General features: G+C 63.7%; 22 protein-coding genes. 6 read left to right on the top strand and 16 right to left on the bottom strand.

Annotated features, from left to right (window positions below; translation table 11 throughout):
* Window positions 1–37 precede the first annotated feature (37 nt).
* Window positions 38–1,012: a plasmid partitioning protein RepB gene (gene repB / locus KLP42_RS15635; protein WP_215567707.1), complete on the bottom strand. Its 975-nt coding sequence runs from the start codon at window positions 1,010–1,012 to the stop codon at window positions 38–40.
* Between the two features lie 70 nt (window positions 1,013–1,082).
* On the bottom strand, window positions 1,083–2,294 hold the full coding sequence (repA, locus tag KLP42_RS15630; protein WP_215567705.1) for a plasmid partitioning protein RepA: 1,212 nt from the start codon (window positions 2,292–2,294) through the stop codon (window positions 1,083–1,085).
* An 878-nt stretch (window positions 2,295–3,172) separates the two neighbouring features.
* Here repA and KLP42_RS15625 point away from each other — a divergent pair.
* From KLP42_RS15625 to KLP42_RS15610, 4 genes are all read left to right on the top strand, one after another.
* On the top strand, window positions 3,173–3,931 hold the full coding sequence (locus tag KLP42_RS15625) for a FadR/GntR family transcriptional regulator (protein ID WP_215567703.1): 759 nt from the start codon (window positions 3,173–3,175) through the stop codon (window positions 3,929–3,931).
* Between the two features lie 36 nt (window positions 3,932–3,967).
* The gene (locus KLP42_RS15620; protein ID WP_215567702.1) at window positions 3,968–4,963 is read left to right on the top strand and encodes an MDR family oxidoreductase; all 996 of its coding nucleotides are present in this window, start codon (window positions 3,968–3,970) and stop codon (window positions 4,961–4,963) included.
* A gap of 507 nt (window positions 4,964–5,470) precedes the next feature.
* Entirely contained in the window at window positions 5,471–6,331 is an 861-nt protein-coding gene (locus KLP42_RS15615; RefSeq protein ID WP_215567700.1) for an isocitrate lyase/PEP mutase family protein, read from the top strand.
* A gap of 24 nt (window positions 6,332–6,355) precedes the next feature.
* Complete coding sequence (locus KLP42_RS15610) at window positions 6,356–7,003, top strand: isochorismatase family protein (RefSeq protein ID WP_215567698.1); 648 nt, start codon at window positions 6,356–6,358, stop codon at window positions 7,001–7,003.
* 65 nt (window positions 7,004–7,068) lie between these two features.
* Here KLP42_RS15610 and KLP42_RS15605 read toward each other — a convergent pair whose 3' ends face one another.
* The 10 genes from KLP42_RS15605 to KLP42_RS15560 all read right to left on the bottom strand — a co-directional run bounded on the left by KLP42_RS15605 (window position 7,069) and on the right by KLP42_RS15560 (window position 15,959).
* The gene (locus KLP42_RS15605; RefSeq protein WP_215567696.1) at window positions 7,069–7,839 is read right to left on the bottom strand and encodes a cyclase family protein; all 771 of its coding nucleotides are present in this window, start codon (window positions 7,837–7,839) and stop codon (window positions 7,069–7,071) included.
* Window positions 7,840–7,844: 5 nt separating this feature from the next.
* On the bottom strand, window positions 7,845–8,762 hold the full coding sequence (locus KLP42_RS15600; RefSeq protein ID WP_215567694.1) for an NAD-dependent epimerase/dehydratase family protein: 918 nt from the start codon (window positions 8,760–8,762) through the stop codon (window positions 7,845–7,847).
* Window positions 8,762–9,739, bottom strand: a complete 978-nt coding sequence (locus tag KLP42_RS15595; protein ID WP_215567692.1) for a fumarylacetoacetate hydrolase family protein — start codon at window positions 9,737–9,739, stop codon at window positions 8,762–8,764. The genes KLP42_RS15600 and KLP42_RS15595 overlap by 1 nt, the downstream gene beginning before the upstream one ends.
* A gap of 58 nt (window positions 9,740–9,797) precedes the next feature.
* Entirely contained in the window at window positions 9,798–10,379 is a 582-nt protein-coding gene (locus KLP42_RS15590; RefSeq protein WP_215567690.1) for a cupin domain-containing protein, read from the bottom strand.
* Window positions 10,376–11,494, bottom strand: a complete 1,119-nt coding sequence (locus tag KLP42_RS15585; protein ID WP_215567687.1) for an MFS transporter — start codon at window positions 11,492–11,494, stop codon at window positions 10,376–10,378. The genes KLP42_RS15590 and KLP42_RS15585 overlap by 4 nt, the downstream gene beginning before the upstream one ends.
* A 78-nt stretch (window positions 11,495–11,572) precedes the next feature.
* A complete protein-coding gene (locus KLP42_RS15580; protein ID WP_215567686.1) occupies window positions 11,573–12,703 on the bottom strand; it encodes an FAD-dependent oxidoreductase in 1,131 nt (376 codons plus the stop codon).
* A 1-nt stretch (window position 12,704) separates the two neighbouring features.
* Entirely contained in the window at window positions 12,705–13,103 is a 399-nt protein-coding gene (locus KLP42_RS15575; RefSeq protein ID WP_215567684.1) for a Rieske (2Fe-2S) protein, read from the bottom strand.
* A 38-nt stretch (window positions 13,104–13,141) separates the two neighbouring features.
* Window positions 13,142–14,089, bottom strand: a complete 948-nt coding sequence (locus KLP42_RS15570) for a VOC family protein (protein WP_215567682.1) — start codon at window positions 14,087–14,089, stop codon at window positions 13,142–13,144.
* Between the two features lie 32 nt (window positions 14,090–14,121).
* On the bottom strand, window positions 14,122–14,790 hold the full coding sequence (locus KLP42_RS15565) for an EthD domain-containing protein (RefSeq protein ID WP_215567681.1): 669 nt from the start codon (window positions 14,788–14,790) through the stop codon (window positions 14,122–14,124).
* Window positions 14,787–15,959, bottom strand: a complete 1,173-nt coding sequence (locus tag KLP42_RS15560; RefSeq protein ID WP_215567678.1) for an alpha/beta hydrolase family protein — start codon at window positions 15,957–15,959, stop codon at window positions 14,787–14,789. Before KLP42_RS15560 ends, KLP42_RS15565 begins: the two co-directional genes overlap by 4 nt.
* Window positions 15,960–16,142: 183 nt before the next feature.
* On the opposite strand from KLP42_RS15560, the gene KLP42_RS15555 reads away from it, so the two are divergent.
* Entirely contained in the window at window positions 16,143–17,045 is a 903-nt protein-coding gene (locus KLP42_RS15555; protein WP_215567676.1) for a LysR family transcriptional regulator, read from the top strand.
* 412 nt (window positions 17,046–17,457) lie between these two features.
* Complete coding sequence (locus tag KLP42_RS15550; protein WP_215567674.1) at window positions 17,458–18,357, top strand: SphA family protein; 900 nt, start codon at window positions 17,458–17,460, stop codon at window positions 18,355–18,357.
* A gap of 112 nt (window positions 18,358–18,469) precedes the next feature.
* On the opposite strand, the gene KLP42_RS15545 is transcribed toward KLP42_RS15550, so the two are convergent.
* Genes KLP42_RS15545 through KLP42_RS15530 form a run of 4 tightly spaced genes read right to left on the bottom strand, consistent with a single transcriptional unit; the run spans window position 18,470 to window position 23,680 of the window.
* Window positions 18,470–19,843 (bottom strand): alpha-glucosidase/alpha-galactosidase, encoded by a 1,374-nt coding sequence (locus tag KLP42_RS15545; RefSeq protein WP_215567673.1) that lies wholly within the window; start codon window positions 19,841–19,843, stop codon window positions 18,470–18,472.
* Window positions 19,844–19,859: 16 nt separating this feature from the next.
* A complete protein-coding gene (locus tag KLP42_RS15540) occupies window positions 19,860–21,527 on the bottom strand; it encodes an ABC transporter ATP-binding protein (RefSeq protein WP_215567671.1) in 1,668 nt (555 codons plus the stop codon).
* Window positions 21,528–21,537: 10 nt separating this feature from the next.
* Entirely contained in the window at window positions 21,538–22,662 is a 1,125-nt protein-coding gene (locus KLP42_RS15535) for an ABC transporter permease (protein ID WP_252193043.1), read from the bottom strand.
* Window positions 22,663–22,672: 10 nt separating this feature from the next.
* Window positions 22,673–23,680 (bottom strand): ABC transporter permease, encoded by a 1,008-nt coding sequence (locus KLP42_RS15530; RefSeq protein ID WP_215567667.1) that lies wholly within the window; start codon window positions 23,678–23,680, stop codon window positions 22,673–22,675.
* Between the last annotated feature and the right edge of the window lie 19 nt (window positions 23,681–23,699).

Genomic DNA, 23,699 nt, shown 5'->3' with positions numbered 1-23,699 from the left:
CACGGGCAACCGTTCGGGGGCCTTTTTCTTTTGTCGTTCAGTCTCCCTTGTTCGTTTCATCAAGAAAACGCTCGTAGAGAGCGTCGAGGTTTCGTGACAGGAAGTCGCCGAAACGCGTGGCATTGCGGGCTTTCATCGACAGCGAAAAGCCCCTGCCATCGTTTTTCATTTCGATGACGACGCCGCCATCCTCCGGCTCCCATTTGGCCTTGGCCGCCTCCGGCGAGGACTTCCTCACCGCGCGGGCCGACCGGTTCAGGCCGTTATAGATCGCCAGGAACCGCTCGTCGGACCCCATCTCGGCGAACGCATCGTCGGCCAGGATCTTCTGCAGCCGGATGCCGTTCGCGGCCCTGCCGACCAGCAGCGACAACTCCACCCAGCGCTCGCGGCCGATGGAGGGTGCGTCACCGATCATCTGGATGACATCGGCCGGAATGCGCTCCGTCACCGCCAGCATCTTGGAGATAGCAGAGGCATCGGCCGCCAGAGCCGCGCAAATCACTTCGCGATCATAGCCCAGCTTTTCCAGGCGGCTGGCAAACAGGGCGCGCTCGATGAAGGTGAGATTGGCGCGCGCCGAATTTTCCTGCCCCTGGGCAATGACATGGGTACGATCATCGATGACCTTGACGACCGCCCTCACCTTGCGCCCCAGTTCGCGGGCGGCCCGAAGCCGCCGATGGCCGAAGACGACCTGATAGATGCCATCGCGGGCAGGATGCGGGCGCACCAGAATGGGCGTGTCCTGTCCGCGAAGCCGGATGGCTTCCACCAGATCGCGCACATCCTGATTGTCCCGCGCCAGGCGATCCTGCACGAAGGAATCCTCGACCAGATCCGGCGCAATTTCCACCACGACCTCGCCCTCGAGATATTTCTCGGCCTGCTGGGCAAGCTCATCCAGAGAACGCACCAGCGATTTACCGGCTCCGCGCATCGGATAGGACACGACGGCAGCCTGCTCTTCGTGAAGAGCAGTCAAGCCTTCGAGCAGGTTCTTTCTTGCCATCCTGTGCACTCCGTTCGTCTCTATGTCGCTGTTTGTTATTTATAATTTGTTCGTTTTGTCGGCCGACAAGTCATCGCCCCCATGACCGATGAATCAGCTCGGCAATCTCCCGATTGACCGCATCCAGAGATTCGATCGCCCGGTCATAGGTCCCCCTGTTCATCGAGGCGCGTTCCACCTCGTAAAGGGTCTGCTTGGTGATGCCGGCATCCGAGACGGCCGTCGACTTCACCATCTGGTTCTTCAGCATGAACTCGTGGAACATGGTCGACATGAAGCCCACCATCTGCGCCTGGGGCACGTCGGTCGGCTCGTACCGGGTGATCAGATAGCGATACCAGGCAAGGTTCACCTCGGCGCCCGCAGCGCGGATCGGCTTTAAAATGCCGCCCAGCATCAGCAGGAACTGCCCCATCGACATGACGTCCAGCATCTGCGGGTGAATGGTGATCAGCACGCTGGTCGCAGCCGTCAGAGCCGTCAGCGTCAGGTATCCCAGTTGCGGCGGACAATCGACCACCACCACGTCATAATTGCTCTCGACCTGTGCCAGTGCGCGCGAGATGCGCGTGAAGAAGGTCTTGCCGTCATTGGTCGTCTTGTCCGCCATGGCCAGCGGCGTATCGTATTCGTATTCCTGAAGATCCAGGTTGGCGGGAACGATATCCAGGCCGGGAAAATTCGTCGGCTTGATGATGTCCGCCAGCGGCTGGCGTTCGCCATCATAGCGGATGGCGTCGTAGATCGAGGCAACCTGATCAAGTTCCGGCTGAAATCCATGCAGGGACGACAGCGATGCCTGCGGATCGAGATCGACCGCCAGCACGCGGTGCCCGGTCAAGGCGAGATGCTGCGCGAGATGCGCCGCCGTGGTGGTCTTGCCGGAGCCGCCCTTGAAGTTGACGACGGCAACCACCTGCAGCTTTTCGCCATTGCGCCGGTGCGGCACATACATCCGGCTTTCCGAACGGCCATGCTGGTCGAGGTACCGGCGCAGTTCGAGCATCTGCTCGGCCGTATAGGAACGCCGACCGGAGGACGAGGTCTGGGGCGAAGGCCCCTTGCCTTCCAGATGCAGTTTCTTCAGGGTACTCTGCGAAACGCCGACATAGCTTGCGACCTCGGCCAGCGTGAATGACCGCAGCGTCTTCTTCGCGTTCGGGGGAAACCGCTGAACGCTGAGCAGGTGCAGCTTCTTGGAGATGAGGTCGCCCTGTTCGAGGATCTGATCCTCGAAATGCATGGCGCTCCCTCTTGGCGAGAAGCCGATATTAGCGTTCATGGACTCAATGCCCCGAGATAACGGTTTTCAGGCCTCCACAGCCATCTAACCGTTATTATCTGCGATTCGGCAATTGGAACAAGGCGTTTACGTCGGCGCCGGTGTTGATAGCCGCCAAACTATCGCGCGACACTGAACGCAAACGGCGATTAACTTCATGCAAACAAAGGCTTGACCTCATTGAAGAAAAGCGGCCGGCCGGAGGCGTCCTGACCGTCGCCTGACGCCCTCATGGGCCGCAAGCCTCCGCGAATCGCAAAGAAGGCGGCCATAAACGCTGTCCAGGCCCCGACTCAGGACACATCGATTCCCGGCCAACAGAGGCACAGGTCCTCAGAACCGGTGATTGCGAAGCCCCAGGAACGTCTCCGTCACCACGAACACGACAAGGGTTGCACCACCGAGAGCGTCGAGACGGCAGCGGCTTCCGGCCTGAAGTTGGTCCTCAGATAGTCGTAGAGATGGATCGGCAGCGTCGCGGTCCCAACACTCTTCCGGCGGCCTTTGCCACGGCCAGCGGATCGAGTTGCCCGGATCGTGTTGCCGCCCCTGCCAGTCGCCCACCCGCATCGCCGAGACGCACGAGAATGGCACTGGCAATCGAGAGCGGAGAGATTGCGCCGGCACATGCGGGGGCAGCCGGTTCGACAGCGCTGCAAGCAGGATGCGAACACGTTTGTCCGGGGCTAAGGGTGTCGCACGACGCAATGCGCCATCGACCGGATCGAGACGGGGCCGGCAGACCATTCTGAATGTTCCCCTTGTTTTATGGGGTCATCGTGATCCACGCGCAGATATTTGTCAGACCTATATTTAAAAAATATAGCCATTTCCCTCTGCCCGTGCGATGGTTTCCGGGACGCGAGTGGAGAGGGGTCATGATCCTCAAATATGATGAAGTGGTGCGATCCGGCATTGCCAAGCAGGTTGCCGAGAACATCCGTTCCGCCATCATGGATGGCAGGCTGAAGGTGGACGAACGCCTGCCAAGCGAAGAGGATCTGGCCCGCAGCTTCGGCATATCGCGCCCGACGGTGCGCGAGGCGCTGAAGCGGCTTGCAGCGCAGAACCTCATTCACTCCAAACGCGGGCCGACAGGCGGCAACTTCGTCAAGCGGCCCGATCCCGAAGGCCTTTCGAAGGCCATTACCGGTGCAGCGACACTGCTGGTCGGCGTAGGGGCCTTCGACATCGAGGAAATCATCACCGCCCGCCGCGAAACCGAGACGATCTGCTGCCGGCTCGCCGCGGAACGTCCGGATCCCGCCTATCTGGCGCTGATGGAAGACGAAATCCGCGTGCAGGAGGACAAGTCGCTGAGCGACGAGGATTTCTGCGCCTCCGACGTGCGCTTTCACCGCGCGCTGGTGGATTCCACCGGCAACGGGCCGCTGAAGCTGATGATGTACACCGTCATCGAAGCCTTCATTCCAATCACCAACATGATCGTCTTTCGCGTGCGCGAGCGCCGCCGGGTGGCATCGCTGCACCGGGATATCCTCGAGGGCATCCGGGCGGGGGATGCCGCCCGCGCGGTTGCCGCGCTCGGGCAGTTGCTCGATTACGTCAGCCAGTCCTATGCCGCTGCCCTGCAGGCACGGGAAAACCGCAAGCTCGCCGGCTCCCCCGAAGCCTGACCATCGCTTTTTCATCCATCAGGAGCGTGTCTTCCCATGAGCGAAACCTTCACGGCCCTCGTCATCGATCTTGTGGATGGCAAACCGAAGGCGGAATTCCGCACCCTCAGCCTCGACGACCTGCCGGACCATGAGGTGCTGGTGGAGATTGCTTGCTCCGGCCTCAACTACAAGGATGGCCTGGCGGTGAGCGGCAAGGGACGCATCGCCCGCCGCACCCCCATGGTGGCCGGCATCGACATTGCCGGAACCGTGGTGGAATCCCGTTCGCCGCTCTGGAAGGCGGGCGACCGGATCCTTGTCAACGGCTTCGGGCTGTCCGAAACGGAATGGGGCAGTTACAGTCGCTTTCAGCGCCTGAAGGCGGAATGGCTGATGGCCATTCCGGATGGTTTTTCCTTCGAGCAGGCCATGGCCATCGGCACGGCCGGCTATACGGCAGCACTCTGCGTAAACGCGCTGGAAGCCTGGGGCGCCATCCGACCGGGCGGCGGAGAGGTGCTGGTCACGGGGGCTGCCGGCGGTGTCGGCTCCGTTGCCGTCAGCCTTCTGGCCAGCAAGGGCTACACGGTCACCGCCTCGACGGGCCGGCCGGAAACGCATGATTATCTGACCACGCTCGGCGCCAGCGCCTTCATCGAACGGGCGAGCCTGACGGAAAAGGGCGGCCCGCTGCAGAAGGAGCGCTGGAGCGGCGCGGTGGATTCCGTCGGCTCCACCACGCTCGCCAACATCCTGTCGCAGACGGTCTATGGCGGCGCAGTCGCGGCCTGCGGTCTGGCCGGCGGCGCCGATCTGCCGGCAACCGTGCTGCCGCATATCCTGCGCGGGGTCGCGCTTCTCGGCATCGATTCCGTGATGGCGCCGATGGAAAAGCGGCATGCGGCCTGGACTACCCTCGCGGATCATCTCAACCGCGACCATCTGGCGGCGATGACGACGGTCGAGCCGATGTCCCGCCTTCCCGAACTCGCCGCCGATATCATCGCCGGCAAGATCCGCGGCCGGGTCGTCATCGACGTGACGGCCTGAGGCAGGCACCCTCCTCCCGCACCGCGGCCCGCCGAACGGATGCCCGGCTCGCACCTCCATGGCGCGCCGGCAGCCACCTTCCGACCGGGATCGCCCTTTGCCATTTTGTCGCCGTGGCGCGCGCCCGGCGGGTGCATCAAGGTCCACCTCTCCGGCAATCGCGCCGGGCAATCGCGCTCTCCTGCCGATTGCGTGATCAGTCGCGGCAGGTGCTCCTGCAAGTCGCAGTGCTGAACCGTCAATGACCTGCGCGCAGACGCGCCCGTCAGAAGGCGGACGCAAGCCATGTCTGGACAAATGCAAAGATCACGCGCTATCAAGTCCGTACATAAACACAAAATCCAGGGGCGACGATGTCGATCGGGAAGAGCCAGGCCGCCATGCCGTCGCGTAAAGGCGGTAAAACCGTCGCCCGGTGCCAGCGCCGGCACGGAGGCGGGGTTGCGTCGCCGAGGCGCGTACCGGCCTGCCAGTAATCACCCCGACGACAGCAAAGGAGGATAAGCCATGACGGACGCGCGTCTGAGAGAAGCCCTTGAGGCGAAGGAATTCATTCTCGCGCCGGGGGTCTTCGACCTCATCTCGGCGCTGATAGCCGACCGGCTGGGCTTCAAGGCACTCTATGTCACCGGCTATGGCACGGTTGCCTCCCATCTCGGACTGCCCGATGCGGGGATCGCCACCTATCGCGACATGATCGAGCGCATCGGTCAGATCGTGAAAATGACGAAGACGCCGGTGATTGCCGACGCCGATACCGGCTATGGCGGGCTTCTCAATGTGCGGCACACGGTGCGTGGCTATGAGGAGGCCGGCGTGACGGCCATCCAGATCGAGGACCAGGAATTTCCGAAGAAATGCGGGCACACCCCGAACCGCCGCGTCATTGCGCTGGAAGACATGGTGCGAAAGGTGAAGGTGGCAAGCGATGCGCGCTCCAGCCGCGATTTCCTGATCATTGCCCGCACCGATGCCCGCACCAGCCTTGGTCTCGACGAGGCGCTCCGGCGCGGCGAGGCCTATCGCGAGGCCGGTGCCGATATCGTCTTCATCGAATCCCCCGAAAGCGAGGAGGAGATGCAGCGGATCGCCGGGCAGATCAAGGCACCGCTGTTTGCCAACATGGTCAATGGCGGGCGCACGCCGCTGCTGTCGGCCGAACGGCTGCAGGCGCTCGGCTATGCCATCGCCATCCATCCGGCGCTCGGTTTCCTCAGTGTCGGCGCAGCCCTCGACAAGGCCTATCGCGACCTGAGGGACAACGGCATCACCTCGCCGCAGATCGACCTCTATTCCTTCGCGGAATTCAACAAACTGCTGGGCTTCGAGGACGTGTGGGACTTCGAACGGCGATACTCGGAAATCTGAGGCAGACAACAAAGGGGAACCGCCATGACTCAGGACCTCGATGACAATTACAGGATCGCCTATGGCACCAGAGCCGGTTTCGGCAAGAAGCCGGCCCTGGTGCTGATCGATTTCGCCGAGGCCTATTTCGACCCAGACTGCGTCCTCTATGCCGGGGTGGACGACGCGCTGGCCTCTGCGCTGCGTATTCGCGAGGTCGCTCGCCAGCATGGCATTCCGGTGATCCTGACGGAGGTCACCTACCAGCCGGGCGGCATCAATGGCGGCCGCTTCTTTGAAAAGGCCAGGCCGCTTGCCTCCTTCATCAAGGGGCGCAGGACGGCGGAATTTGCAAACGGACTCGTGCCGCGCGAGGACGAGATCATCGTTTCCAAGCAATATCCCTCCGCCTTCTTCGGCACCTCGCTGGCCTCGACGCTGACGGCGATGGGCGTCGACAACGTCGTCCTGACGGGGTTGACGACGAGCGGCTGCGTGCGGGCCTCCTGCGTCGATTCCATGTCGCACGGCTTCATCACCACCGTGGTCCGGGACGCCTGCGGCGACCGGCATCCGGCTCCGCACGAGGCGAACCTGTTCGACATGAATGCCAAATATGCCGATGTCGTCTCCGAAGCGGAGATCATCGCCTTCTTCCGCTCGCTCGGACAGGACAAGCCGGCGCAGGGGTGACGCGAGCCTGCCGGGCCGGGCCTTGCCCGGGTGGCAAGCGGACGCGTGCCACAGCCCGCTGCCGATCAAGCCTCGAGGATGGCAACCGCCCGGCACCAGCCGGCCGAACCACCCCTGATCTTGACCGGCAGGCAGGAGACGGTGAAGCCTGTCGCCGGAAGATCCGCAAGCCGCGTCAGTTTCTCCATGTGCATGAAGATGCCCTCGCGCCCGGCCTTGTGACCTTCCCAGATGAGCCCTGCATCACGTGTCTCGGCAAAACGGCGCGCGGTGACGGGAAACGGCGCGTCCCAGGACCAGGCATCGGTGCCGGCAATGTGGACGCCCTGCGCCATGAGCCAGAGCGTCGCCTCGCGGCCGATGCCGCAGCCGCGACCGAGATAGTCCGGGCGACCGTAGGCCGCGCCGGCGGCCGTGTTGATGAGCACGATGTCGAAGGGCTGCAGGCTGTGGCCCGTCGCCTTTACGGCGGCCTCGAGATCGGCAGCCGTCGCCACGTATCCGTCCGGCAGGTCGCGCAGGTCAAGCTTGACGCCGGGGCGGATGCACCAGTCGAGCGGCACCTCGTCGATGGTCCAGGCGCGCTCACCTTTGTTCATGGTGGAGGCAAAATGCCAGGGCGCATCGAGATGCGTGCCGGCATGGGCGGTCAGGTTCAGCTGCTCCACCGCCCAGCCCTCGCCGCCCGGAACCTCGGCAATGTCGAGACCGGGAAAGAAGCGCAGCACTTCCTCGCTTCCTTGGGCATGGCTCGTATAGCTGATCCTCGGACCAAGGCCGGGCGGATCGGCGGGCACGTCGTTCTCGATGGCGACGGAAAGATCGATGATTGTCATGAGGCTCAGTCTCCGGAAAGGGCGGCTTGCGCCAGCGTGTCGAGATCGGCATCGCCACGAAAGCCAAGCGAGAGGGCCAGCGCGGCATCAAGCGGCGGCATGGCGCCAAAAATCCGCCGGAGGCCTTCATCATTGACCCAGCGAATGTCGGCGGGTCGACCGGCAAGACGGGCGACGGCCTGCGCCACCGCATCGACGCTCGCATGAAGAACCGGCGGCTGAACGAGGTCGGCGGCATCGCCGCCAGCCCTTGCGGCATGCAGCAGCGCTGCCACCGCCGCCCGTCGAGACATCCACCAGCAATGGCTGTCCGCCGGAACGGGACAATCATAGGCCTCGCCAGCCGCCACGCGGTGAAAGATCAGGCTCATGAAGGCCGAACCATGTCCGCTTTCGCTCGCCGGGCGGGCGACGATGCCGGGAAACCGCAGGCTGACGGCCGACAATGCACACCGCCGCCGCAGGTCGGACAGTAGGATTTCCGTCATGCGCTTGTGCGCGCCATAGGTAAGATCCGGGGCCGTTGGCGTGTCCGGCGTCACCGTCCGGCCGGCGAGATCGCCGTAGACGGCAATCGAGGATGCAAAGACGAAACGGCAGCCAGGCTTGCGGGCGGCCGCCGTCCGCGCCAGCGCAAGCGGCACGAGAAGATTGGCCGCATGTCCGAGTTCCTGCTCCTTCTCCGCCAGCGCACCCGGCAGGCTCGCCAGATGAAAAACCAGGTCGAAGCCGGTCTCAAGCAGATCGGCGAGAAAACCGGCCTCGGCCAGGTCGCCGCAGACCGTCCCGGCGCCCGGCAGAGGCGGTTCGCCAAAGGCCCGATCCGTCAGCACCACCTGCCGGGCCTCCGGAAAGGCTTCCATCAGGCGGGCCACGAGCCCGCGTCCGAGAAAGCCGTCTGCGCCGGTTACGAGGATACGCATCAGGCCTTCACCACGCGCTGCTCAATGGTGCCGAACGGAGCAGAGCCGTCCGGCAGGCGGGCTTGCATGCGCACCCGGTCTCCCCAGCTGAGGAAGGGCGTGCGCGCTGCGCCATCGTCCAGCATCTCGATCACCCGGATTTCCGAGATGCAGGAGGAGCCTGCGGCGCGATCGGCATTGGAGACCGTGCCGGAGCCCAGGATGGTTCCCGCCGAAAGACGCCGGGTGCGGGCGCAATGGGCGATCAGTTCCCCGAAGGAGAAGTGCATTTCGCCGCCATGCGCGCGGCCGACCTCGCGCCCGTTGATATCGACATGCAGCGTGAGGCCGACGCGGCCATCTCTCCAGTGCGGGCCGATCTCGTCGGGGGTGATGGCGACCGGGGCAAAGCCGGTGGAGGGCTTGGCCTGCAGGAAGCCGAAACCGGCGCGCATCTCCCGCGGGCCGACGGCGCGCAGCGACCAGTCGTTGATCTGAACGAGCAGAAGGACATGGGCCTCGGCCTGCGCGGCCGTCGTGCCCATCGGCACCTGCGACAGCACCACGCCGAACTCGCCTTCCATGTCGATACCAAGGGCATCATCGGCAAATTCCATATCCGCCAGCGGCCCGCGAAAATCGTCGCTCGCCCCCTGATAGATGAGGGGAATGGTCTCGAAATCCGGATTGGGCGGGTTGTCGAAAGCCCGGTCCATCAGCCGCCCGTGGTTGAGAAAGGCCGAGGCATCCAGCCATTGCGGCGCGCGCGGCAGCGGCGCAAGGCAGCGTTGCGGCTCAAAGCGCGTGGCAAAGGGTTCCTGCCCATCGTTCAGCCGCGCGGAAAGCGCCTCAAGCCGGGGCGCCACGGCCTGCCAGTCCTCGATGGCAGACAGGAGGGACGGGGCGATGCCGGCCGCCGGGACGGCCGATTGCAGATCGCGCGAAACGACCCACAGCTGTCCGTCGCGGCTTCCATCGTGATAGCTAGCGAACTTCATGGCAACCTCGTTCGGCCTTAGGAAACGGCCGCTCTGTTTCAGTCTGTGCCGCCGGGCGTCAGTGCCCGGCCAGCGTCTCCGCCAGGGCCGGCTCATAGGCACCCGAGATGAGCACGAACAGCATGCGGCAGGGCGCGCCCGAGCGATTGGCCCAGGCATGGTTGGTGCCGCGCTGGATGACGACGGAGCCGGGCTTCAGAAGCACCTCGTCCTCATCGAGCACCAGCGTCATCTCGCCTTCGATGACGATCCCGTAGTCGATGGATTCCGTCCGATGCATCAGCGGATGCGGCGAGTTTTCCCGCACGGTGGAGGCAGCCCTGTCGCCGATCTCCTCGAAGGCCTCGCCCATGCGCCGGTGACCGGTCTTCAGGAAATCCTCAGTATCCGGCGGAATGTCGACGAAGCGGATACGGGTGCCGCCGGGCGGTGGCGGCAGCACCAGCGGACCGATCGTCGGGTCCGCGCCGTTGGCGACGCGGGCCGGGCTTTCGCCGGTCGACCAGACCTCGTGAAAGACCGTGCCCGGTATCGCGGCCAGTTCCACGACCGTCGGCAACGGCCCGACCTCGCTCAGGATCGAGCGGCCGTCGTCAGCATGGCCGGTGACGATGCGGGTGATGGAAGGAAATGCGCTCATGCGATCTTTGCCTTTGTGAAGAAGCCAATGGAGACAACCGCGACCAGGACGCCGGCGAGGCCGAGTGCGGCAAAGCCGAGATTTTCGCCCAGCGCGCCGCCGACAAGCGGACCGAGCGCCGCGCCGACCATCAGCATGGCGGGCGTGGCGGCGGCGGCCCGTCCGCTCGGATCAAGCGTGGCAAGCCGGCCGAAGACGAAGGTATGGGTAAAGATCTGCACCGCGACGAAGATGGCGGTTGCCGGAGCCCAGACGGTGAAGATGGTGGCACCTGTGACGACGACCGCCAGCAACGCCTGGATCGCCGGGCCGATCTGGGTGATCAGCGGCGCAGGCACCCGCGTCTGCAGGAAGGCCGCCAGCGGTGCCGGCACCAGGAAATTGACGAAGCCGAGGGCGACCAGCACGGCCAGCACATGCGCCGGCTCGAAACCGCGCGCCTTGCCGATCACCTCCACGAAGGAAAACACCATCGACTGGTTGAAGGTCATGATGCTGATGCCGAGAATGGTGAACCAGGTGGCGCGGCTGAAAGGCAGACGGCTGTGCTCAACCCGCGCCGAGGGGTTGCGAAAGAGCAGTGCCGAACACAGCGCCGCGATCACCATGACACCGCCGAACACATGGAACAGCACCGGTCCGCCCCGCGCGATCAACAATTGCGGAATGGCCGCAAGCAGGATGATGGCGAACAGGCCGAGCGCCATGCCGGCGGCCGCAAACAGGCGATGCGGATTGGCGCTCTGCCCCATGGTTCCATGCACCATCGACAGCGCCGTTCCAGCCGAAACGCCGGCCAGAAGATGAAGGATGGCCAGCGGCAGAAAGGCGGTCTGGCTGGAGGCGATAAAGAAGGAGGCCGCAGCAATGGAAAAGCCGAGAATGGCAAGCAACCGCTGGTTCAGCCGGTTGAAGCGCGGCGCGCTTACCCCGCTTGCAACCACGGCGCCCAGCAGGAAGAGCGTCGCCAGCGCTCCTGCCTGCTGCGGGCTGAAGCCGTAGCGCTCGACCAGCGCTCCGACCCAGACGGGAAGTGCCACGAGATCGAGCATCCCCGCGCAATGGCCGATGACGAGTGCCGCCGATCCGGCAGCACCGAATTTCTGTCCTGACATGCCTTCTCCTCCGATGTTCATGCGCCAGGGCAAGGGCGGGCGGTCTCCTCAACCACCGCGCCGGCGCGATTTTGGTTGTCAGATGGCTTCCGCCAGCGTTTTCATGGAAACCTGCATGATCGAGGCATGCTCCTCGCGGCTGCCGCCGTGGATCTCGATGTCGGCAAGCCGGCCGGAATTTTCGACCACCATCCGGCAGCGCTCCCAGCGGCGCGCCTCGAAGGCCGCAAGCGCCGTGGCGGCATCTCCGGCCGCCCCCAGTTCCTCGGCCAGCACCATGGCATCCTCGATGCCAATGCAGGCGCCGGCGGCAAGATGCGGCGTCGTGGCGTGTACGGCATCGCCGATCAGCACCACGCGGCCGCTCGACCATGGGCGCGGCAGCAGCATCTGCTCCAGCGGGCGATAGATGATCTGATGCTCTGACGAAAGCTCCGACGCGATCTTGCGGATGATCGGGGAGGAAAACCGCTCCAGCAGGCTACGCAACGTTTCCACGAAGGTTTCGGGGGCGACGAAATCGTTGGTCGGGCGGTCTTCGGTGAGAAACAGGTAGGCCTGATCCTTGTTGACGCCGTTGAGGCCCACCTTGAGCGTCGGGCCCATCCACATGGCGACCGTATTGATGTCGTGCGGTCTCGGCAGCACGGCCCGCCAGACCGACTGACCGATGAAGCGCGGCTTCGGCGCCTCCGGAAAGACGTGGGCCCGGACCGCGGAATAAAGACCGTCAGCGCCGACAACCAGATCATAGCGGCCTTCAGTGCCGTCGTTGAAGTGAACGGTGACGCCATCCGCATCCTGGTGCAACTCGTTAAAAGTGACCCCAAGCCGCACGCGCGTCGTGGAGGCTCGCACGGCCTCCGACAGGATCTTGGCGAGTGCCGGCCGCATGATGCCGCCGCCACCAGGAATATCGGGACCGGCGACACGCGGGGTCGGCAAGGTCACCAGCACGCGGTCGTCGGGGCCGCGGATCTCGACGCCGTCGCTGACGAAGCCTTCCTCGAAGAAGCGGTCCATCAGCCCGAGCTGGGCGAGAACGCGCAAGGTGGAGCCATGCAGGCTGATACCCGCTCCATAGGAGCGCCATCCCGCATCGATTTCCACGAGATCCACCTGGAATCCCTTGCGGGACAGCTGCAACGCCGCCGTCATGCCGGCAAAGCCGCCACCGATGACCAGCACAGTCTTGATAAGCGATTTCATGTCATGTCTCCTCAGCAGGCGCCGCGACGAACACGTCGCCCTCCTCGCCCACCACGATGTCGATACGTGTCAGTGTCTGTCCGAGGCACGGGCCAAGGACGCATTCCCCCGTCTCCATGTCGAACAGGGCATGGTGGGAATGGCAGGTCAGATGCGTCTTCTCGCCATTCAGATAAGCGTCGGTCTTCCAGGCCATCGGGGTGCCGGTCGCGTAATGCGGACAGGCATCGAGCCAGGCATGCAGCACGCCTTTGCGCCGGAGCACGATGATCTTCCGCTTCGAGCCGGGGAGCGGTCCGAACCCCCGCGCCTCGCCTTCGCCAATGTCCTTGACATGGCAAAGACGCCGGGCAGCGGGCGCAAGGCCCGGCCGCTCATCGATCAGGACATCGTTCTGCATGGTCTCCTCCCGCAGATCGCCGTGAGCCAGGGCAAGCCTCAACCCTTGGCACCGGGGGGCGGGCCGCCGCCAGGCGCCCATTTTTCGCGCATCTCGAACAGCACGATCTGCGACGCCTCCGCACCGTTCGGTGCCTCGCGCGCCACCCAGCTGTCGTCATGCTTGTCCATGTCGGCGTCGTATTCGAAGTGACAGCCGAGCGGGCTGTTGAAGTACCAGAACCAGTTCGAGCCGAACTTGTGACGGCCCGGACCCCAGAAGCTCTGGTAACCCTTCTTGACGAAGCGCGTGCCGGCCACCATCAGCTCGGTCGGACCGCCCATGTGGAAGGCAAGATGCTCGCAGCCCTTCATGTAATCGGGGGTGCGGATGAAGAAGAGCGTGTGGTGGTCGTCATTGGCCTTCGGGCGCAGGAAGGGACCGGCACCGGTCAGGATATCGGTGACGACGAAGCCGAGCCGCTCGCAATAGAAATGCGTGGCAATCTCGATGTCGGGCACGAACAACACCACATGGCTCAGCGTGCGCGGCAGGGCCGGCATGTCCTCCCAGACACCGATCTCGTTCGGACCACGCTGGGCGGGGGCGCCGGGGGCGTTGATCTTTTCGGCCGGCATGTCGAGTTCGCGGCGGATCGTGACCTGGAACTTCAGCTCGAAGCCATGGTCGTCCTTGAGCTCGATCGAACCGTCGGAAAGACGCGTGACGCGGCGGTCGCTGGACAGTTCCGCCTCGATCGCGTCGAGATCGGCTGCGCTGCGCACGCCATAGACCTGCTGGCGCAGCATGTTGGAGGTTGGCAACGGCGGCGGCAGGGTTGGGTCGGACTTGTGGCGGACAACGACGCCCGTGCCGTCAAGGGTCTCGAAGCGACCGCCCTTTTCCGTCACGTCGACGGGCTTCAGGCCGAAGGCGGTCAGATATTCGCAGGCGGCAGCGACGTCGTCGACGCCGAAGACCAGATAATCAGGGCCGATGATGTTCATGATGACAATCCTCTGATTGCGTCGGCGCCGGCTCAGCCGGCGTGAAGAACGTATTCGCGGGCAAGAGCGATGGAGATGCTGCCCTGACCGGCGGGCAGGCGATGCAGGACCGCTTCGCGAAGGTCCTGCGCGAAGACCTGTCCGGTCTCCTCATTGGCCAGCCAGAAGGCATCGACCGCCTTGACCGGCGAGGGCACGGCCGGCGTGCTGCGACAGTGGCCGAGCGCGGATACCGCCGCGGCGCCGAGCGCCTCAAGAAGCGCCGCGACCTCTGCCGGACCGGAATGCCAGAAGACGAAGACCTTGACGTGGTTGCGGGCGGATGCCTCGGGTGCACGTACCACCTCCTCGGTCGAGGGAATGCCGATGACACGCGCGCCATCCACCATGCGCGGCTCGTCCGGCAGGAGATTCATCCGGTAGAAGGCCGTCTCCCGCGAGGCCTTCAGCGCCGCCAGATCCGGAAACCAGACCTCGGTCACGAAGTCGGGCCCGAAGGTGAAGACATCCGCCAGCCCCTCCCCGCCCGGATAGATGCCGTCGAACACGTGGTTCTGCACATAGCGGCGCGGGGCGTTTTCCGGCTCGGCGGCGATGTAGTCGAGCACCAGCCGGCCGTGAACATCCTTCATGTGAGTGCGGTGTTCCATCAGCGTCTGGCCCGGCCGGCGACGGCCGACCATCAGGATCTTGATGCTCATGCCGCACCGCCCTTCGTGGTCCTGCCGCCGAGCACTTCGGCCACCCAGTCGGCGATATAGGCGCCGGCATTGGCGGAATTGTCGAAGCTCGAATGCTGCACGCCGCCGGTCCGCTCGTCGAAGATCTTCAGTTCGCGCTTCGGGCTGTTGACCAGCTGGTCATAGGTCGCATGCGCCCATTGCAGCGGGATCTGGCTGTCCTTTTCGCCGTGCGTGACGAGGAAGGGCACGCGGATGCGATCGAGGATTCCGTTCAGGTGCACCTTCTCGGCAATGGCCATGAAGTCGTCCATGTCCTTCGCACCCCAGACCCACATGACGTGGCTCCAGTAATGCGGAACTGGGAAATTGCCTTCGCGGGCAAGGCGCTTCTTCTGGACGTCGCGCCAGTCGTGATTGGCGCCCCAGACGACGCCGCAGGCAAAGCGCGGCTCGAAAGCAACCGCGCGCGGACAGTAGTAGCCGCCGAGCGAGACGCCTTCCATGCCGATGCGCCTGGGATCGACATCGGGCCGGGTCTCAAGCCAGTCGACGACGCGCGAGGCCCAGTGCTCGCTGTCGAAGCGGGCCGTCAGCCCCTGCAGGCGAAGCGCTTCACCGGTGCCCGGCTGGTCGACGATCAGCGAGGCAACGCCGCGCCTGGCAAGCCAGGCCGGCAGGCCGACCAGCAACTTCATCTCCTTGGTGCTGTCGAGACCGTTGACCTGCACCAGCAGCGGCGCCGGACCATCGACCCCTTCGGCCGGCACATAGAGCGCCGACAGATGCGTACCTTCATAAGGAATTTCGACACGGCGGCAGGACGAGCCTGAAAGGTCCAGCCCCTTGGCAAAGGCGGCGAGGAAGCGCTGGTAAAGCGCCATGCGCCCTTCGGAGCCATGCGCAAGAAGCCGCTCGGCGGTCAGCATGTAATTGGCGGCGCGGATCAGCTTGTCGCCGGCCGAGATCATGCGGCCGCGCGCCTCGTCCTCATCCGCCAGCGAAACGAGCTTGTCGGCCATGCGGATCCAGGTTTCGCGAAACGCCTGGGTGCCGGCGGCATCGGGGGCCTTGGCCGCGTCCTGCAGCGGCGCGCACATTTCCTCGATCTCGCCCATCCGGGCGCCCATCTCGATCGACAGGTTGACCGAGAGGTTCCAGACGTAATTCGTCGGAAAATACTTGAACATTGGGTCTCCTCGAAATCGCCACCTCCGGCGATGCTGTCGACGGGAGAACCGCCGCGCAGGACAGCTTGCGTCCTGCCTCGACATCTCCTCCCCGACCCGAGACTTAACGAACATCAATCTGTTTACAAAATTGCTTCGATGAATGATTTGTATTTATCTAGTGAATAGTCAGGAGGGGACGCCATGCGATTCAAGAATCTCGACCTCAATCTGCTGGTGGCGCTGGACACGCTGATCCGCGTGCGCAATGTCAGCCGGGCGGCCGAGGAGATGTTCATCACCCAGTCGGCGATGAGCAATGCGCTGGGACGGTTGCGCGATTATTTCGACGATCCGCTGCTGATCCAGGTCGGCCGGTCGATGGAACTGTCGCCACTGGCCGCCTCGCTGGAGGAACCGCTGCGCGACATCATCGTGCGCATCGAGGCGGCGGTCGTTTCCACGCCGTCCTTCAACCCGGCCGAAGCGACGCGCAGCGTCAGTCTGGTGGTTTCCGATTACATGCTGCATACGGTGATGCCCGTTTTCCTCGAGCGGGTCAGCGTCCGAGCCCCGGGGATGCAGATCCACTTCAGGGCACAGCAGAACTTCCCGCATCTGCTGCTGGAGCGTGGCGAGGCCGATCTGCTGATTGCCCCCTCCGTTTTCTGTTCCACAAACCACCCCTCGGAGGTGCTGCTGGAGGATACGCTGTGCTGCGTCGTGGATGCCGGAGGGGACCACCGCGGCGAGAGCGTGCCCATCGAGGCATTCCTGGCCGCCGGACATGTGGTCATGCGGCCACCGAACGGCGGCGAGAGCTTTGCCGAACGGGCCTGCCGGCAGGTGGGGCTGTCGCTTCGCGTGGAGGTGACGACCTTTTCCTTTTCCTCGCTGCCATTGCTGGTGCGCGGAACCGACCGCATCGCCGTCGTCCAGCGCAGTCTTGCGAACCGGATGCTCAACCTCGGCGGGATCCGCATCGTTGAACCGCCGGTGGCACTGCCCGCACTGGAGCAGTCGCTGCAATGGCACAGCCACCGTGTGCGCGACCCGGCACTCCTGTGGCTGCGTGAACAGATGCACGCCTGCGTTCGTGTCGATTGACGCACAGAACTCGACATGTTCAGTCGTTCACGCATCACTCCTCATCAATACAGCCTGCAGTTAGTATTGATCTGTTGAATAGCAAGCATTGCCAATGACGATTTTACATTCGTCAAGTCCAGCCCTACTCAGTTGGGAAGGGCGTTCGCTGGGCGTATCGGGAGTGAGGGTACCAGCAGGGCGGATCGGAGGGGGTCGCACAGCCGTTCCGGCATCAGCCGGGATACGGCAGATGCCTTGAAGGGCAGGACCACACGACAATCAGGATCATCGGCTGACCGTCTCCGGCGGTGGCGATGCTTTTGCTTTGCCTTCCATCCACCGGCACCGGCACGGCGCACAGAATGCGCCGGGCCTTTGCGACCACAGCGTCCGGGAGTGGCGCCTGTATCGTGTTCTTTAGGAGGATGGAATGAACCTGCACAATAGCTTGAAGTGTCTGCTGCTGGGAACGGCGCTGATGACGGTTGGGATCGGCGGCGCCCAGGCGGCCGAAGGTGGCAACACACAATATTCGCCGGGCTCGGCACAGTTCTTCGCCGGCGGCATTCCCCCCTTCCCCGGCCTATATTTCCTGTCGCAGACGAGCTATTTCACCTCCGATCGCACCAATGATTCCAATGGCGACCGCATTCCAATCGATTTCAAGGTCAAGGCCTTTGCCGAGACGATGCGCTTTCTCTATGTGAGCGATCTGGAGGTCGGCGGCGCGCAGGTCTGGGGTCAGCTGGTGGTGCCGCTGGTCCATCTGGATCTTTCGCTGCCCTTCGGCGAGGATACGTCCTTCGCCCTGGCCGATATTACCTCCACCATCGGCCTTGCATGGCATCTCGACCAGAAGAGCGCGATCACCTTCGGCCTCGACGTGGGCATGCCGACCGGCCAGTATGATACATCCGACATTGCCAATGTCGGCGTCAACCACTGGTCGTTCCAGCCGACGCTCGGCTATCACTACAGCGATCCGCAGGGGCTGGAGATCGGCACCACGGCACGCCTGATCTTCAACACGAAGAACACCGACACCGACTACAGGACCGGCACGGAACTGGTGATCGACTATGCTGTCGGCTGGAACATGGGACCCTGGCGCCTCGGCGCGGTCGGCTATTATCTGCAGCAGCTGACGGACGATACCGGCCCGACCGCGCCCTCCGACGGTCATCGCGGCAAGGGCTTCGCCATCGGCCCGTCCGTGACCTACAGCTTCAATCCGGGCACGCAGATCAGCGCCTCCTGGCAGCACGACCTGGTGGCGGAAAACCGCGCGCAGGGCGATATCTTCTGGTTGAATTTCGCAGCAAAGTTCTGAACGGGACCGGACGAGCCGCCGCACGCATCGGCGGCTCGTGACGGTTCCCGCAGCGGCTGCTGTCATGCAGGCACCAGCCTTGACCGGCGGCGCGAGCCCGCCCAGCGCAATCTCAGCTCGCCTTCTTCTGCCGGCCTGCAGCCTGCGTCCATTCCGGCAGCCAGTCGCGATGGGCAATCAGCAGCTCATCGACCAGCGACCAGATCTGGTCGAGATCGAGTTCGGCGGCTGTATGCGGGTCCATCATGGCAGCGTGATAGATGTGCTCGCGGTTTTCGCTCATCAGCGCCTGTACCGTCAGTTCCTGCACGTTGATATTGGTGCGGATCAGAGCCGTCAGTTGCGGCGGGAGATCCCCGATGACGGTGGGCTGGATGCCGTTATGGTCCACCAGACAGGGCACTTCCGCCGCGCAATCCGCCGGCAGCGAGGTGATGCAGCCATTGTTGCGCTGGTTGCCGTAGATGACCGAAGGTTCGCCGGTCCAGACCGAGTTGATGATCGAGGACGCATATTCCTTCGACTGTTTCACCTCGATGCGATCGGCGGAGCGGTATTCAGCGGCCTGCGCCTTCCAGCGGTCGATCTGCTCGATGCAGCGCTTGGGATATTCATCCAGCGGAATGCCGAATTTTTCGATGAGATCCTCGCGGCCCTCCTTGATGAAATAGGGCGTGTATTCGGCAAAATGCTCCGAGCTTTCGGTGACGAAATAGCCGAGACGGGTCAGCATCTCGTAGCGCACCTTGTTCGGGCAGCGCGGGTTCCAGCCGGGTTTTGGTGCACGGCCCTCGCGATAGGCGCGCACGAGATCCGGATAGAGGCTGCGATAGCTGCCGTCCTTCTGCCGATGTTCGAACTCCAGGAAGAAGGCCATGTGGTTGATACCGGCGGAGCGGTAGCGGATCTCCTCATAGGGAATATCCAGATCGTGGGCGAGTTCCATCGCAGTGCCCTGCACCGAATGGCAGAGCCCCACCTGCCGGATGGCCGGATATTTTTCCGCGATCGCCCAGGTGTTGATTGCCATCGGGTTCACATATTGCAGCATGATGGCCTTCGGGCAGACGGCCATCATGTCCTCGCAGATCTTCCAGAGATGCGGCACGGTGCGAAGCCCCCGCATGATGCCGCCGACGCCGAGCGTGTCGGCGATCGTCTGGCGCAGGCCAAACCTCTTGGGAATCTCGAAATCGGTGACGGTGCAGGGTTCGTAACCGCCGATCTGGAAGGCGACGACGACGAAATCGGCATCCTGCAGGGCGCGGCGCTGGTCGGTATAGGTTTCGGCCTTCGCCTTGACGCCAAGCGTCGCGATCAGCTTGTTGACGACGATGGCGCTTTCTTCCAGGCGCTGCGGATTGATGTCCATCAGCGCAATGGTGGCCTCGGATAGGGCGGGCCTTTGCAGCACGTCGCCGACGATGTTCTTCATGAACACCGTGGAACCGGCGCCGATGAACGTGATCCTGGGATGTCTTGCCATGTCATTCCTCCTGCGATCAGGCAATCTCGAAGGCGGCTTTCACGAGCCGCCGTGTATAGTCGGTCTTGGGATTGGACAGCACGTCTGCCACCGGGCCTTCCTCGACGATCCGGCCGTGCTGCATGACGATGACGCGGTGGCAGAGCGCCCGCACCACCTTGAGGTCGTGGGAAATGAAGAGGTAGCTCAAGCCCCGCTCGTCCTGCAGCTTGCGTAGGAGCTCGATGATTTGCGCTTGGACGGAGAGATCCAGAGCCGAGGTCGGCTCGTCGAGCAGGATGAATTCCGGCTCCAGAGCAACGGCTCGCGCAATGGCGATGCGCTGGCGCTGGCCGCCGGAAAACTCATGCGGGAAGCGCGACAGGATATTGCCCGGCATTCCGGCAGCCTCCAGCGCATCCTGCACCCGCTCTAGCCGTTCGGCCCTGCTTCTGCCGATGCCGTTGACGACCAGTCCCTCCTCGATGATCTGGCCGATCGTCATGCGCGGGTTGAGCGAGGCGAACGGATCCTGAAACACGATCTGCATGCGCGCGCGCAGCGGCCGCATCTGCGCGCGCGTGCGGCCATCGACCCGCTCGCCGTCGAACTCGATCTCGGCGGCAGCCGGCTCGTTGAGGCGCAGCAGGGACTGGCCGAAAGTGGTCTTGCCCGAGCCGGATTCGCCGACCAGTCCAAGCGTCTCATGTCGCCGCAGCGTGAGGCCGAGGCTGTCGACAGCCACCAGTTCGCGCAGGTCCGGCCTGAAAAATCCGCCATGCCGCATCATGAAGGACACCTTCACGCCGCGCGCGGTCAGCAGCGGCACGGCATTTTCCGGCAGCGGGGCAGCGCTGCCATGCGGTTCGGAGGCAAGCAGCGTCTTCGTGTAGGGATGGCGCGGATTGGCGAAAATCTCCGTTGTCGTGTTGTGTTCGCGCATCTCGCCATGCTGCATGACATAGACATAGTCGGAGAATTTCCGGACGATGGTCAGGTCATGGGTGATCAGTACAACTGCCATGCCGCGCGCCTGCTGCAGATCGCGGATCAGCTGCAGGATCTGCGCCTGCACCGTGACATCGAGCGCGGTTGTCGGCTCGTCGGCGATCAGCACGTCCGGGTCGTTCGAGAGCGCCATGGCGATCATGACGCGCTGTCGCTGACCGCCGGACAGCTGGTGCGGATACTGCTTCAGGCGCGCCTCCGGTTCCGGGATCTGCACCTGGCGCAAAAGCTCCAACGCGCGTGCCTCCGCCTGTGCCTTGCCGATGCGCGAATGGACGCGGATCGCCTCTGTGATCTGGCTGCCGATCGTGTAGAGCGGGTTCAGCGAACTCATCGGCTCCTGAAAGATCATCGAGATGCGGTTGCCGCGCAACGCACGACGGGCACGAGACGAGAATTTCAGAATGTTCTCGCCGTTGAAGGCAATTTTCGCATCTGGCGATACCTTCGCCCGCTTGGTCAGCAGGCCCATCACCGTGCGGGCGGTGACAGACTTGCCGGAGCCGGATTCGCCGACGATGGCGATCGTCTCGCCTCGATAGAGCTGGAAGGAAATATCCTTTACCGCCTCCACCTGACCGTGCTCCACCTTGAAGGTGACCGCCACATGGCGCGCATCGAGGATCGGCTCTCCGGTGCTTTTCGCGTGGTCGAAGCGGGTTTCGGGCGCAAAGCCATTCTGCCGTGCATGAACCATGGGACATTCCTCAATAGGGATCGACGGCATCGCGCAGACCATCGCCCAGAGCATTGAAGGCGAAGACGGCGACGAGCACGAAGGCGACGGGTGTCAGAATCCAGGGATAGGAACCGATCACCGAATAGGTGGCGGTATCCTGCAACATCAGGCCCCAGGAAATCAGCGGCGGCTTCACGGCAAAGCCCAGGAAACCGAGGAAGGATTCCAGCAGGATCACGCTTGGAATCTGCAACGTCACCGCCACGATGACATGGCTCATCACGTTGGGCAGGATGTGCTGGAAGATGATGCGCCGGTCGGTGGCACCGACTGCAATCGCAGCCCGCACATATTCGATGCGGGCGAGTGCCAGCGTCTTGCCGCGCACCTCGCGCGACATCTGCGCCCAGCCCAGCGCCGACATGACGACAACCACGAATGTGAGGAACACATGGGTGGGAGCCGTGACCGGAATCAGCGAGGTCAGGGCCAGATAGAGGGGCAATTGCGGGAAAGCCAGCACGACCTCCACGAAACGCTGGATCCAGGCATCGGCCGCACCGCCGAAATAGCCCGAGATAAGGCCGACACTGGTGCCTACAATGGTGACGATGGCAACCACGCTGAGCGCAATCGCCAGGGAGATGCGCGAGCCGTGAATGGCGCGCGAGAGAACGTCGCGCCCGAACTTGTCTGTGCCAAGAAAGTGCACCGGCGCATCATCCGTCGAGCCGAAGAAGTGGCGATCCGCGGGCAGCAGCCCGAACAGGCGATATTCCGCCCCCTTCACGAAGAAGCCCAGCAGCCGCGGATTGTCGAGATCGGCCCCGACAATCGGCTGGAACGTCACCGGGTCCAGTTCCCCCGTCTCGGCCGTTGCATAGACGCGCGGCCGCCAGGTGAAGGCACCGTCCTTGTCGCGGAAGCTGATCGCCTGCGGCGGCAAGAAACTCTCATGCGTCGCAACCGGGCTCATTGGTGCGATGAAATCGGCGAAGATCGCCACAACCACCAGAAGAACGACAAGGATGAGCCCCATCATGCCGGTGAAGGAACGGTGGAAGCGACGCCACACAAGAGCCCCGTAGCTTTCATTAGGCTGGCTGGAACGGCTGGAAGTCGCCGCCACCGTTTCAGTCTGGATCTCGTTCATGGCCAGCATCTCACGCTCTCCCGGATTCGCGCACGCGCGGGTCGAGCAGCGCCAGCAGCATGTCGGCAATGATGTTGCCGACCACCAGCGTTGCCGCGAGCACCATCATGAAGGTTGCCGTCACATAGACATCGCCCACCGCCATGGAGCCGACGATGGCAGGGCCGACGGTCGGCAGGGCGAAGATGATCGCGGTCTCGATCTCGCCGCTCAGCATGTAGGGCAGCACCACGCCCTGATACATGACGAGCGGGTGCAGTGCGTTCGGCACCGCGTGGCGCAGGATCACGGCTCCTTCCGAAAGGCCCTTGGCGCGTGCGGTCTCGATATACTGCGCATTCAGCGTATCAAGCAGGTTGCCGCGCATCACCCGCATGTTATAGGCAAGCCCGCCGAACACGGCGATGGCAACCACCGGCCAGACATGCTGCACGAGGTCGGCGAACTTCGCCCAGGACCAGGGTGCCCCGCCATATTGCGGCGAAAAGAAGCTGCCGATCTCAGACACGTCGAAATGAAAGACCATCAGATAGACCAGGACCAGCGCCATCAGGAAACGCGGCACGGTCATGCCGAGGAAGGAGACGGCGGACAGAAGATTGTCGACCCAGGAGTATTGTCGCGTCGCTGCCCAGATGCCGAAGGCGATGCCGAGCAGCGAGGCGAGGATGTGGCACACCAGCGCCAGCGCCAGCGTTCGCGGCAACCGTTCGCCCACGACCTCCGCCACCGGCTTGTTGTAATAGAAGCTGAAGCCGAAATCGCCGCGGGTCACGATACCGCCGACCCAGTTGAAATACTGCACGACCATCGGCTGATCGAGACCGTGCTCGACCCGGTAGGCCTGCGCCTGGGCTTCGGCCTGTTCAAAGGAGGCGCCGCCCTGGTTCATAAGCTGCGCGCGGATGTAATCGGCATAATCGCCGGGCGGCGCCTGGATGATCGCAAAAGTAACGATGCTCAGGATCAGCAGCACCGGCACGGCCGAGGCAATCCGCATCAGGAGAAATCGCAGCATGATATCCTCTCTGCCTTGC

It is taken from the genome of Rhizobium sp. CSW-27 (genome assembly GCF_018760785.1).
GTDB lineage: Bacteria > Pseudomonadota > Alphaproteobacteria > Rhizobiales > Rhizobiaceae > Neorhizobium.
Note: the sequence above shows the minus strand (reverse complement) of the source record. Positions and strands in the feature narration are given on the sequence as shown.